Annotated in this window: 9 protein-coding genes and 1 tRNA gene; 8 read left to right on the forward strand and 2 right to left on the reverse strand. The window is 44.7% G+C overall.

Annotation, left to right across the window (positions count from 1 at the left end):
* Positions 1-20 precede the first annotated feature (20 nt).
* The gene (locus L0Y31_RS06825) at positions 21-1,550 is read right to left on the reverse strand and encodes a GH3 auxin-responsive promoter family protein (RefSeq protein WP_234736372.1); all 1,530 of its coding nucleotides are present in this window, start codon (positions 1,548-1,550) and stop codon (positions 21-23) included.
* A 45-nt stretch (positions 1,551-1,595) separates the two neighbouring features.
* Complete coding sequence (locus tag L0Y31_RS06830) at positions 1,596-2,486, reverse strand: glycerophosphodiester phosphodiesterase family protein (protein WP_234736373.1); 891 nt, start codon at positions 2,484-2,486, stop codon at positions 1,596-1,598.
* 103 nt (positions 2,487-2,589) lie between these two features.
* Here L0Y31_RS06830 and L0Y31_RS06835 point away from each other — a divergent pair, with 103 nt between their 5' ends.
* The 8 genes from L0Y31_RS06835 to nrfD all read left to right on the forward strand — a co-directional run bounded on the left by L0Y31_RS06835 (position 2,590) and on the right by nrfD (position 12,742).
* Positions 2,590-3,186 carry an OmpH/Skp family outer membrane protein gene (locus L0Y31_RS06835; protein ID WP_234736374.1) on the forward strand — a complete coding sequence of 199 codons (597 nt, stop codon included), beginning with the start codon at positions 2,590-2,592 and terminating at the stop codon, positions 3,184-3,186.
* A gap of 153 nt (positions 3,187-3,339) precedes the next feature.
* Positions 3,340-3,807: an SsrA-binding protein SmpB gene (smpB, locus tag L0Y31_RS06840; RefSeq protein ID WP_234736375.1), complete on the forward strand. Its 468-nt coding sequence runs from the start codon at positions 3,340-3,342 to the stop codon at positions 3,805-3,807.
* Positions 3,808-3,932: 125 nt separating this feature from the next.
* Positions 3,933-4,451 carry an HNH endonuclease gene (locus L0Y31_RS06845; RefSeq protein WP_234736376.1) on the forward strand — a complete coding sequence of 173 codons (519 nt, stop codon included), beginning with the start codon at positions 3,933-3,935 and terminating at the stop codon, positions 4,449-4,451.
* Between the two features lie 156 nt (positions 4,452-4,607).
* Positions 4,608-6,401: a 30S ribosomal protein S1 gene (gene rpsA, locus L0Y31_RS06850; protein ID WP_234736377.1), complete on the forward strand. Its 1,794-nt coding sequence runs from the start codon at positions 4,608-4,610 to the stop codon at positions 6,399-6,401.
* Between the two features lie 75 nt (positions 6,402-6,476).
* Positions 6,477-6,547: transfer RNA gene (locus L0Y31_RS06855), tRNA-Cys, on the forward strand.
* Between the two features lie 377 nt (positions 6,548-6,924).
* Positions 6,925-8,103 carry a c-type cytochrome gene (locus tag L0Y31_RS06860; RefSeq protein WP_234736378.1) on the forward strand — a complete coding sequence of 393 codons (1,179 nt, stop codon included), beginning with the start codon at positions 6,925-6,927 and terminating at the stop codon, positions 8,101-8,103.
* 48 nt (positions 8,104-8,151) lie between these two features.
* On the forward strand, positions 8,152-11,253 hold the full coding sequence (locus tag L0Y31_RS06865) for a TAT-variant-translocated molybdopterin oxidoreductase (RefSeq protein WP_234736379.1): 3,102 nt from the start codon (positions 8,152-8,154) through the stop codon (positions 11,251-11,253).
* A 61-nt stretch (positions 11,254-11,314) separates the two neighbouring features.
* Positions 11,315-12,742, forward strand: coding sequence for an NrfD/PsrC family molybdoenzyme membrane anchor subunit (nrfD, locus tag L0Y31_RS06870; protein ID WP_234736380.1), 1,428 nt, complete (start codon positions 11,315-11,317; stop codon positions 12,740-12,742).
* Positions 12,743-12,753: the final 11 nt, after the last annotated feature.

Consider the following 12,753-nt stretch of genomic DNA (forward strand, 5'->3'; position numbering starts at 1 on the left):
CAGTTACGAACAAAACGGAATCAGCGTAATCCCAGTTCAAGCGTGGTTAAAATATCGTTGAGGTACTCCCGGGTGTTGCTCAAACGGGGTACTTTGTGCTGTCCACCGACTTTGCCCCGGTTTTTCATCCAACTATAAAACGTACCGCGCGGTACTACGTGAATGATTGGTTTTTGCAGAACCATGTCGTTGTAGCGTTTGGCGTCATAGTCGGAGTTGACTTCACGTAGCGTTTCGTCCAGCACCTGATTGAACCGATCCTGACTAAGCGGATCTTGGCTAAATTCGATAATCCACTCGTGGCGGCCCTGGGTGCCGCTGCCAATGTAGATTGGACCGGCCGTGTAGTCTTTCACCGCGGCGCCGGTTGCTTCGCAGGCGCGTGTAATGGCTGTTTCAGCATTCTCGACAATGACCTCTTCACCAAAAGCGTTGATAAAATGCTTCGTACGGCCACTGACTTTCAGACGGAACGGATTCAACGATGTGAATCGCACGGTATCTCCCACGCGGTAGCGCCACAACCCCCCATTGGTGGAAATAACCAGCGCATAGTTTTTATCCAACTCAACTTCTTCGATAGTCAGTGCTTTGGGGAACGGTTGCTCTGCCTGATCCATCGGTATGAATTCATAGAAAATACCGTAGTTCATCATGAGCAACATTTCTCCTACTTTGCTCAAGTCGTCCTGAATGGCGAAAAAGCCTTCCGAAGCGTTGTAGGTTTCGAGATACGTAATGTCTTTAGACGGGAAAATAGACTGTGTGAACAGATCCCGGTAGGGTTGAAAAGCGACCGCTCCGTGAATAAAAACCTCAAAGTTTGGCCACACTTCCAGGATGTTCTTCTTCCCCGTTAAGGCCAGAATGCGTTCCAGCAAAACCAAAGTCCAGGTTGGAACGCCCAAGATACTGGTGACATTTTCTTTGGCAGTAACCTCGGCCATGCGCTCAATTTTCTCTTCCCACTTACTCATCAGCGCAACTTCTACTGACGGAGTGCGGATATATTGGGCCCAGGAAGGCAGGTTTTTGGTAATCACTGCCGATACATCCCCCGCAAAGCCGTGTTTGCTATAGGGGTTTTCGTGGAGGCTACCTCCAATGGATAAGCCTTTGCCTTCGAATACCTTTGTATCTGGCCGATTGGCAATATAAAGGGCCATCAGGTCTTTGCCGCCCCGAAAATGGCAATCGTCCATCGATTCGGAAGAGACGGGAATAAATTTGCTACGGGCGTTGGTTGTACCTGAAGATTTGGAAAACCAGTGAATAGGAGAGGGCCACAGAATGTTCTGTTCTCCTTTCATGGTGCGCTCAATATAAGGGAAAAGATCTTCGTAGGAAGAAACCGGTACCCGTTGCTGAAAATCTTTAACCGTATGAATAGAGCTATACTGGTGAAGTTTACCCCATTCTGTTCGGCGCCCTTTCTCGATTAATTGCCGAAATATACTTTGCTGCGCCACGTCTGGACGCTTCATCATTGCCTCGATGGTTGGCAGTCGCCGTTGCAGGAGCCATTTCAGGGTAGTGTTGAGCAAAGTCATAAATCAAAAATTAATTGCAACGAACCTATAAATAAATCCTCTCAATCACAAGGCTTTCGCTCGGTCCGGATAATCAGTAATTAGTCCGTCGGCGCCCCATGCTTTCAATTTTTTCATGCGTTTAGGGCTATTCACTGTCCAGGGGATCACTTTCATGCCTTTCCGATGAATTCGCAGAATTTTTCGTTTACCAACGAGCAAATGATAAGGACTATAAATAGCGGGCGTAAATCCTAAGGCTTTAAGATGCGTGTTTACGTTTTTTAGAGTAGATATCAATGCTGCCAGCTGTACTTTCTGGTACCTTCCTGCCCTTATTTGTTCGTTCCAATAGGCCAAAATATTGAAATCGAAACTTTGCAGTATAACCCGCTCCGGCGGAAGTTGTTCAAGAATTATAGCATAGACCAAGTCCGAAAATTGAGCGGGTTGCGGCTGGGAAACGTCATATTCTTTCGGGGTGCTTTTAATTTCAATACTATAAGCAAAAAAAGGTAAATTTTTTTGTTTTCGGTAGCTTTCGGCGGCTTCAATCACTTCGCTGAGTAACGGCTTGGTTGCTTTAAGCAGTTGTTGTTGCGGAAAAGCCGAATTTCCTTGCGAGCCACAGTCGTACTTTTTAATGGCGTCATACGTCATTAAGTACAAATTTAGCTCTTCCTGACTCTTTTTGTTAATAGGTTTTCCACTAGGATCGAGGCAAAAGCTGGAGTTTATATAGGCGTCGTGGGAAACGACTACTTTTCGATCCTGGCTGATGACTACATCGAGCTCCAGGGTTGTCACGCCCAAATCAAGGGCTTTGAGAAAGGCTAGAATGGAGTTTTCCGGCATTAAACCTCGGCAGCCCCGGTGGCCCTGTATGTCAAAGGGAAGAGGCTGGGCCAAGGCGGAGGTTGTTAGAGAAAGAAGTGCAAAAACGAAGCGTAAAGGCATGGCTAAAAATCGATCGCAAAAATACGCAGAATAGACACAGCAATCGTACGGTGTAAAATTGTAACTTTGTTACTTTCAATTAACTAATTAATACCTAATTATTGTGAAACAAGCATCCTTGATTCTAAATGTGGTATTGGCTGTTGCCGTTGCCTACTTGTACTACCTGCAATTTTCAAACAAATCCGAAGCTGAACCCGTAACTACTGAAACCAAAACTGCTCCTTCCCGGAAAGTAGTCTATGTAAATGTTGACTCTCTCCTGACAAATTACGAATACTTCAAGGATACCCGGAAACTGCTGGAAAGTAAGCGGTTCCAGCTCGACAATGAGTTAAATGCAAGAGGGCGCTCTTTACAGAATGAAATTGCCTTTTTCCAGCAGAAAGCGCAAACCATGACGATGGAGCAAGGCCGGGCTACCGAAGCCGCTCTACAGAAAAAGCAGCAGGATTTTGTGGCTTACCGCGAGCAGGCAGCCCAGCGTTTGGCGGAAGAAGAGCAGAAGAAAAACGATGAATTGTATACACAAATTCAGGATTATCTGAAAAAAGTGAATAAACAAAACCAACATGATTTCGTGTTAGGCTATACCAAAGGGGGCGGTATTCTTTTTGCCGATCAGTCAATGGATGCTACGAAGCAAATCATTGCTGGTTTGAATAAAGAATACGACGAAAAACAAAAGGCTAAGAAATAAGCAGTATCAATTGGCTTAGTCTGCAACCCCGGAAGTGATTCCGGGGTTTTTTGTTAACAAATTAATACATTTGACGCGTTATCAGGAAGAGTTTCTGGCACTTGTCAGCAGCAATCAAGGCTGTTGGAGTTTCCAGAGAGAAGATAAATTATTATGGCCGATAAGACAAAAACAATAGCAAAGCATGTAGACATCCGTAACAGACGGGCGTCGTTTGAATACCAGTTTCTGGAAACGTATACCGCGGGAATTATGCTGACGGGAACAGAAATAAAATCGATTCGGCAGGCTAAGGTCAATCTAGGCGATGCTTACTGTCTTTTCCTGAATGATGGACTGTACATCCGGCAGATGCACATCTCACCTTATACGGAAGGAACGCATTATAACCACGAGCCGCTGCGCGACCGGAAGCTACTGCTTGAAAAAAAAGAGATTCGGAAGCTAGTCAACAAATTAACGGATCAAGGCTTAACGATTATACCCGTTCGGCTTTTTATCAATGACCGGGGTTTCGCGAAAGTAGACATCGCACTGGCAAAAGGAAAGAAACTGTACGACAAGCGGGAGTCAATCAAAGAGCGGGATGTTAGCCGGGAAATGGACCGGGACCGTCATTGACCTTCTTCACATATGATAATCAGGTACTTAATTTTAAATGATTAATATAAATTTTACCGTTTCGTTCGTTTCTATAATAAAGAATTTTGATAAATTGCTAAAAAAGAAAGGAGCCAGACGTCAATATGGGCAGGAAAGTACTGGTGCTAAATCAAGACTACAGCGCGTTGAGCATTTGCTCAGTTCCGAAAGCATTTCTGCTTGTTTACCTCAATAAAGCAGAGTTGGTTGCTGAATCAGAGTCTTACGTTTTACGTACGGTACGCAGTGAATACCCTTCTCCTACAGTTATTCGTTTACATCGATACGTGCACCTTCCGTACAAAGGGGTTATGTTGAATCGGCAAAACATCTTCAAGCGCGACGGCCATCGTTGCATGTATTGCGGAACAACGGAAGAACTTACCTTGGATCATGTGCTGCCAAAATCGCGGGGTGGAAAGACCAATTGGGATAATCTAGTCTCAGCCTGCAAGCGCTGTAATTCCCGAAAAGGAGATTTAACCCCGGAGGAAGCTAACATGCGCATGCACCACAAGCCTTTCAAGCCTTCCTTCCTGGTATTTCTTCGTGATTTCTCTGGCTCCGTTGACGATAGTTGGATGCCTTATTTGAGCAAACGCGACAAAGGTATCTACAACTAAAAAACAAAACCTGCATTTTTTTGACTATCAGTGAACTAAAATCGCTGAAAGGTGCTTATTTTTGCATTCCTTTTCAAAATCACCTATTTTTTTAGACCAAATTTCAGCCAGGAAGGCCCGGGGGCTGATGTATCAATGGGCCAAGACTAAATTTTTATGGCTAAAACGCAAGAACTGCCTGCATTCGATTGGGACAGAGCAGACAACAAAGGTTTCGGTTACGGCTACTCGACAGAAGAGCGCAGCCGTCTGGAAGAGTTGTATGACAACACCCTCGCGCAGGTAAATGAAAAAGAAGTAGTGAAGGGTACCGTTGTTGGTATTACCGACCGGGAAGTAATTTTGAACATCGGCTTCAAATCCGATGGATTGGTACCAGCATCCGAATTTCGTGATTTGCCGGACCTGAAAATTGGAGACGAAGTAGAAGTTTACGTAGAAAATCAGGAAGACCCGAACGGCCAGCTTGTTCTTTCGCGCAAGAAAGCCAAAGTAATTACGGCATGGCAAAAAATTCAGCAAGCACTGGATGAAGATCTAGTAATTGAAGGATTTGTGAAACGTCGGACGAAAGGTGGACTTATCGTTGATATTTATAGCATTGAAGCTTTCTTACCAGGTTCTCAGATCGACGTGAAGCCAATTCGCGATTTCGATGTGTTTGTTGGTAAGAAAATGGAAGTGAAAGTAGTGAAGATCAATTACGCGAACGATAACGTAGTTGTATCGCACAAAGTACTGATCGAAAAAGACCTCGAAGCACAACGTCAGCAAATCCTGACGAACCTCGAGAAAGGCCAGGTTCTGGAAGGGGTGATCAAAAACATGACCAACTTCGGTGTGTTCATCGACCTTGGTGGTGTAGATGGTCTGTTGCACATCACGGATATTTCGTGGGGTCGTATCAGCCACCCGTCCGAGCTACTAAGCCTGGATCAAAAAGTCAACGTTGTTGTTCTCGACTTCGACGAAGATAAAAAACGGATTTCACTGGGTATGAAGCAACTTCAGTCACACCCATGGGATTCACTGTCTGAAGAAATTCAGGTTGGTTCTCACGTAAAAGGCCGCATCGTAAATGTAGCTGATTACGGTGCATTCCTGGAAATCATGCCGGGTGTAGAAGGCTTGATCCACGTATCAGAAATGTCGTGGTCACAGCACCTACGGAATCCGCAGGATTTCCTGAAAGTAAATGATGAAGTAGAAGCTGTTGTGTTGACGCTGGACCGCAATGACCGTAAAATGTCATTAGGTATCAAGCAACTCACTGCTGATCCTTGGTCACGTGCTGATCTGGTTGAAAAATATGCCGTTGGGACTCGTCACAAAGGCGTTGTTCGTAACCTAACTAATTTTGGCTTATTCCTGGAATTGGAAGAAGGCATCGATGGTCTGGTTCACGTGTCTGACTTGTCATGGACGAAGAAGATCAAGCACCCTTCTGACTTCATTAAAGTGAGCGAAGAGCTAGAAGTTATCGTTCTTGAACTTGACGTTGAGAATCGTCGTCTGGCACTGGGTCACAAGCAACTCGAAGAGAATCCTTGGGATACATTCGAGAGCGTTTTCACCCCAGGTTCAGTACACCGGTCTACAATCTTGTCTAAAAACGATAAAGTCGCTACGCTTGAATTGCCTTACGGTATCGAGGGCTTCGCTTCGCTGAAAAACCTAGCGAAAGAAGATGGTTCGATGGCTGAGATAGGTGAATCACTTGACTTTAAAGTTCAGGAGTTCTCGAAAGATGAGAAGCGCATTATGTTGTCGCACTCAAAGACTTGGCAGGAGAAAACAGAGGAGAAAAAGCCAGCTGAAAAGAAAGCTGCTGCCGCTCCAAAGCCTCAAGCTGCGCCAAAAGAGGCAGAACGGGGAGCTACGCTTGGTGACCTGGATGCACTAGCTGCTTTGAAAGAGCAGTTTGAAGGCCGTGGTCGGAAAGGCGAATAAAAGTTAATAATTTTTGAGCGTGGCGTAGACTGAACCACTTTTTGTGTTAAGTTTGCGCCACGTTTCATATAAAACGGTTCCGTGGCCGAGTGGCTAGGCAGAGGTCTGCAAAACCTTGTACAGCGGTTCGAATCCGCTCGGAACCTCTTGAAAATAGGACTCTTCTAGCCTTCAATTGGCCTAGAAGAGTAGTAAAGTAATGCCATCAGATATGCGGTTTGTTTCCGGTAACTGATGGCATTTTTCTTTTAAAATTTAGGACTAAAAAATAATATAAAAAGGTACAAAACAGTCGTTTAGAATGCTTACTTAGAAGAAGTATAAATAAAGAATCCGGTCAAAATATCAAACCGTTTATGTTTGATAAGAACCGTTCCTGACTTACTTTTGTGCGTTAATGGAAAATTAATAAGTACCTATGCATAGTAATTTTCTTAGTTTCTTACTGATTCACAAGAGGTTTAAGCATTTCTGCAATTCGCTGGTAATAGCGTTGTCTTTGCTATTTGGAAGTTACTCGATAATGGCTCAAGACGCAGCCGCACCAGCTGGTGGTGGCGCTGATGTAGAGAAAGGCAAGCAACTATTTACCAACCAGTGTCAGCAGTGCCATGCTGTGACAGATGAGAAGGTGATAGGCCCGGGGTTGAAAGACATCACCAAACGCCGGGATGAAGCGTGGTTAATTAAGTGGATTCATAACCCACAAGCAGTTATTTCAAGCGGAGACGCATATGCTGTAGCGTTGTATAACCAATACCAACCTACAATTATGCAAAGTTTTCCGGACCTTTCGGAAGACGATATCCGTGGTATCCTTGCTTACATTGAATCTGCTGGTCAACCTGCTGTCGAGGCTGCACCTACGGGTAGCGCAGCTGCAACTGCAGGCGCCGCTCCTGCTGCCAGCAACGAAAGCCCATCCGGTCTATTTACTTTTGTGCTTGTTGCTCTACTGGTAGTTATGTTACTCGTTCTGGGTGTACTACTAGTTATTGTTACCATTTTGTCTAAAGCCGTTGGTGGACAACCGGCAGCTGGCCAAGAAGGTACTTCGTTCGTTACAGGCCTCCGTAAAAATCTGGCGGCAGCTGCTGGGAACAGCACGCTTCGGTCAATTGTTATCTGGCTTTTTGTTTTTATCGTTGTAAAACAGACGGTGGATGGTGCGTATAGTGTCGGCGTTCAGCAAGGCTATGCACCAAAGCAACCTATTGCTTTCTCGCACAAGTTACATGCTGGCCAATACCAGATCGACTGTAACTATTGTCACGTTGGTGTGAACAAAGGAAAGTCAGCTACTATTCCTTCTGCTAACATCTGTATGAATTGCCACGGCGTGATTAAAAAAGAATCACCGGAAATTCAGAAAATTTATCAGGCTATTGAGTCTGATACGCCCGTTGAGTGGATTCGTGTTCACAATTTGCCTGACTTGGCTTACTTCAATCACGCACAACACGTGAATGTTGGTGGTGTACAATGCCAGTCTTGTCACGGAGAAGTGGAAACAATGGAAGTAATGGAGCAGCGCTCTTCACTGACGATGGGGTGGTGTATTGACTGCCACCGTAAAACAGAAGTGAACACAAAAGGCAATGCTTATTACGACAAGTTAGTAGCACTCCACAACAAAAGCTCGAAAGAACCTTTACGTGTTGCAAACATCGGTGGTCTGGAGTGTTCAAAATGCCACTATTAATCCAAGCTTGAACCATTCATAATTGATTGATCTGATTATCAGGCCTATATGGAAAATACTACAAAACGGTATTGGAGAGGACTTGAAGAACTGCGGAACGAAGAATCGTTTGTAAAGAACGCACATAAAGAGTTTTCTGATACCAATCTTGATAAACCTGCCGAATCTGAAAGCATTGTCGACGGAATCGGTAGTGATCGTCGGGATTTCTTAAAAGTACTGGGTTTTGGTATGGCTGCTGTTTCTTTGGCTGCCTGCGATGCGCCCGTAAGAAAAGCAATACCTTATATTAATAAGCCGGAAACTATATTTCCGGGAATTGCTGATTACTATGCTTCTACTTATAGTGAAGGTGGTGATTATGTGCCTGTTTTGGTGAAAACCCGTGAAGGACGACCCATCAAAATTGAAGGGAACACTTCATCAACAATTACTAAAGGAGGAACTTCAGCTCGGGTTCAGGCGTCTGTATTGTCATTGTACGATATTGATAAACTAAAAGGACCTAAACGCGGCGAAGCTGATATTGACTGGAATACGGCGGATAAAGACATTTTGGCATTGCTTCAGCGGGGCGGCGCTATTCGAATCGTTTCTCCAACGATTTTGAGTCCTTCTACAAAAGCCGTTATTGCCTCATTTATTGCTAAATATCCAACAGCTACTCACATTCAGTACGATGCTAACTCAGTATCTGGGCTGATTCAGGCTAACCAGCTATCATTCAATCAGGCAGTTGTGCCTTCTTATGATTTTAGCAAAGCCAGAACGATTGTAAGCATTGGAGCTGATTTCTTAGGAACTTGGATTGCTCCTTTGGAGTATACAGATCAATACGTAGCAACTCGTAAAGTAGGTGCTAATGCTGGTAACAGAACTGATATGTCAAGACATTATCAGTTTGAGACGGGCTTGTCCATGACGGGCTCGAACGCCGATTACCGGTCTGCTATCAAACCTTCACAAGAAGGTTTAGTTGTGGCTAGCCTCTATAATAAAGTTGCTGCGAAGTTAGGTGGTGCTGCTATCAGCGCACCTGCTATTGACATTCCTTACTTAGACAAAGCAGCCACTGATCTAGCGGCCTCTCGGGGTGCTTCATTGGTTGTATCAGGTTCAAATGATCCAAACGTCCAAGTACTTGTTAATGCACTGAATAGTCTGCTCAACAGCTATGGGTCTACCATTGACCTGAACCGTCCGGCTTATTATCGTCAAGGGAATGATGCTGCAATGAACCGGTTCGTTGACGAAGTTAAGGGTGGACAAGTTCAGGGGGTTATTTTCTACGGAGCTAATCCCGTATATGATCACCCACGGGGTACAGAATTAAAAGATGCCTTATCACGAGTAGCCTTATCTGTATCTTTTTCAGATCGGGCTGACGAGACTGCATCACTTTGTAAATATATTTGCCCTACACCGCATTATCTGGAGTCTTGGGATGATGCTTCGCCAAAAGCAGGTTTTTATAGCCTGACACAGCCAACCATTAATTTGATTTTCAAAACTCGTCAACCACAAGTTTCTTTGTTGAAATGGGCTGGTCTGAACACGAGTTATGAAGCTCAAATTAAGAATTACTGGCGTTCAACGGTTTATCCGCAGGCAGGTAGCAGCCTTTCATTTGAACAATTTTGGGTTCAAGCACTGCATGAAGGTGTTTTCGAATCAAAAACTGCTCAAGCTGCATCTGGAGCTACATTTAATCAAGCTGCTGTTGCAACCGCTGCCGCTGGTGTAGCCAGACGGTATAAAGCAAATGCTACTGGCTTCGAGCTTTCGTTGTACGAAAAAGTAAGCTTAGGAACTGGCGCCATGGCTAATAACCCGTGGCTTCAGGAAATGCCAGATCCAGTATCGAAGGCTTGCTGGGATAACTACGCTTGTATTTCACAAAAGACAGCAAAAGAACTTGGCGTTAAGCAGAATGATCTGGTTTCTATTGAAGTGACTGGTAAACCTGCTGTTGAATTGCCAGTTTTAGTTCAACCAGGACAAGCCGACAATACGGTATCAGTTGCGATTGGTTACGGACGCGAAAAGGCTGGAAAATCAGCTAACGGCGTAGGTAAAAATGCATATAGCTTAGCATCAGTTACGAATGGTTATTTGACATTTGCAGCAGATGTAAAAGTTAGCAAAGCTAGTGGAAGCCGCGAGATTGCGCAGACACAAACCCACGATACTGTAATGGGGCGTCGGGCAGTTCTCCAAGAGACGGTATTAGCTGCTTACAAGAAAGACAAAAAAGCGGGTCGCTACTTCCCGAAAGTTGAAACTTCGGAAGGGGCGGTTAAGCCTACTGATATTAGCTTGTGGGATGGTTACGCAAAGCCAAACCATTCGTGGGGAATGGTTATTGACCTGAACTCTTGTACGGGTTGTGGTGCTTGTGTTATTGGTTGCCAGGCTGAAAATAACATTCCGGTTGTTGGTCGCCAGGAGGTAATCAACCGACGTGAAATGCACTGGATTCGTATTGACCGCTATTATAGCAGCGATGCAGATCCTGAAGATTGGAAAGCGATTGAGATTGCTTCGGCAAACCCAGAGGTTACTTTCCAACCGATGCTGTGCCAACACTGTTCAAATGCTCCGTGTGAGACCGTATGTCCAGTATTAGCAACAACACACAGCACAGAAGGGTTAAACCAAATGACGTACAACCGTTGTATTGGTACGCGTTATTGCGCGAACAACTGCCCATACAAAGTGCGTCGTTTCAACTGGTTTAAGTACTTTGATAACGATAACTTCGATTACCATTATAACAACGATCTTGGTAAAATGGTAATTAACCCGGATGTGACTGTTCGCTCACGGGGGGTTATTGAAAAATGTTCATTCTGTGTACAACGGATTCAGGATGGTAAACTGGTTGCTAAGAAAGAGCGCAGAAGACCATATCCAGATGAAATTCAGGTAGCTTGTGCACAAGCATGTCCTACAGGTGGTATTGTTTTTGGTGACATGAACGATCCAGAAAGCTCAATTTCTAAACTGCTGAAAGAAGAGAAAGAAGGACGGGCCTTCCAGGTTCTGGAGGAAATCAACGTACGGCCACAAATTTCTTATCTGACGAAAATTCGGAATAAGGATGAAGCACCAAAACCAGTTGCCCATCAGGAACCTAAGCAAGAAGCTTAAATAACTTCTTTAGATTCAGATTAGTAATTAGTCAATGTACAGCATTCAACTTTTATAACCCATGCACGTTACATCACCCGTAAGAACCCCTCTAGTAACCGGGGGTAAAACATACGCCGACGTAACGGAGGATATCTGCCGCCAGGTAGAAGGCAAGCCAACCCGTGAATGGACCATTGCGTTTGCTATCTCCTTTATCGTCTTAATTTATGGAACGGCTTGCGTCTTCTGGACCTGGTGGGAAGGACTAGGTGTTTGGGGATTGAATAAAACAATCGGCTGGGCCTGGGATATCACAAACTTTGTGTGGTGGGTCGGTATCGGTCACGCCGGTACGCTGATTTCAGCCATTCTTTTGTTGTTCCGGATGAAATACCGGACGTCGATCAACCGGGCTGCTGAAGCCATGACGATCTTCGCCGTTATTTGCGCCGCAACATTTATCCTAATGCACATGGGCCGCCCCTGGATGGCTCACTGGGCGCTACCTTTGCCGAATGCCTTTGGTTCTTTGTGGGTTAACTTTAACTCACCACTGGTATGGGACGTTTTTGCAATTAGTACTTATTTCACCGTATCACTCGTTTTCTGGTACATTGGACTTGTTCCTGACCTAGCTACGATTCGCGACCGGGCAACTAGCAAAGTATCACGCTATATTTATGGTGTGTTCTCGCTAGGCTGGAACGGAGGTGCTAAAACTTGGGCACGGTATGAATACATCAGCTTGATTCTGGCTGGTATTTCAACACCACTCGTACTATCTGTACACACGATTGTAAGTATGGACTTTGCTACGTCCGTTATTCCGGGCTGGCACACTACTATTTTCCCTCCTTACTTCGTAGCTGGTGCCATCTTCTCAGGATTTGCTATGGTGCAAAACCTAATGTTGATCATACGGGTGGTTTTTAAGTTGGAAGATTATATCACCTTCGAGCACATTGAGTCGATGAATAAAATCATCACCTTAACGGGTTCGATTGTAGGGGTAGCTTATATTACTGAGTTCTTCATTGCCTGGTATTCAGGTGTTGAATTCGAAAGCTATGCATTCCTTAACCGGATGGCTGGTCCTTACTGGTGGGCTTACTGGGCGATGATGACCTGTAACGTAATTTCCCCACAGCTGTTCTGGTCACGCAGAATTCGCCGGAGCATTACTTGGACATTTGTATTGTCAGTAGTTGTGAACATTGGTATGTGGTTTGAGCGGTTTGTGATCATTGTTACTTCGCTGCACCGTGATTACCTTCCGTCAAGCTGGGCTATGTTCACACCGACGATCTTTGATATCAGCGATTACATCTTCTCTTTTGGTTTGTTCTTCACGTTGTTCCTGCTATTTGCTAAGTTCTTACCTGTTATTAACATGTTCGAAGTAAAAGCAATTATCAGATCATCGTCTGAGAAACTTCCCAAGTCGATTGCGGGGGTAGCAAAAGGAGAACGTGTAACTAATCCAACCTACAATAAAGACGTAGAGTAGGATTATAGTCA

Source organism: Tellurirhabdus bombi, from assembly GCF_021484805.1.
GTDB lineage: Bacteria > Bacteroidota > Bacteroidia > Cytophagales > Spirosomataceae > Tellurirhabdus > Tellurirhabdus bombi.

Excerpts from the sequence above, each read along its gene's own strand:
- L0Y31_RS06825 (WP_234736372.1), bottom strand. The coding sequence starts at position 1,550 with ATGACTTTGCTCAACACTACCCTGAAATGGCTCCTGCAACGGCGACTG.
- L0Y31_RS06830 (WP_234736373.1), bottom strand. The coding sequence starts at position 2,486 with ATGCCTTTACGCTTCGTTTTTGCACTTCTTTCTCTAACAACCTCCGCC.
- smpB (WP_234736375.1), top strand. The coding sequence starts at position 3,340 with ATGGCCGATAAGACAAAAACAATAGCAAAGCATGTAGACATCCGTAAC.
- L0Y31_RS06845 (WP_234736376.1), top strand. The coding sequence starts at position 3,933 with ATGGGCAGGAAAGTACTGGTGCTAAATCAAGACTACAGCGCGTTGAGC.
- rpsA (WP_234736377.1), top strand. The coding sequence starts at position 4,608 with ATGGCTAAAACGCAAGAACTGCCTGCATTCGATTGGGACAGAGCAGAC.
- L0Y31_RS06860 (WP_234736378.1), top strand. The coding sequence starts at position 6,925 with ATGGCTCAAGACGCAGCCGCACCAGCTGGTGGTGGCGCTGATGTAGAG.
- L0Y31_RS06865 (WP_234736379.1), top strand. The coding sequence starts at position 8,152 with ATGGAAAATACTACAAAACGGTATTGGAGAGGACTTGAAGAACTGCGG.
- nrfD (WP_234736380.1), top strand. The coding sequence starts at position 11,315 with ATGCACGTTACATCACCCGTAAGAACCCCTCTAGTAACCGGGGGTAAA.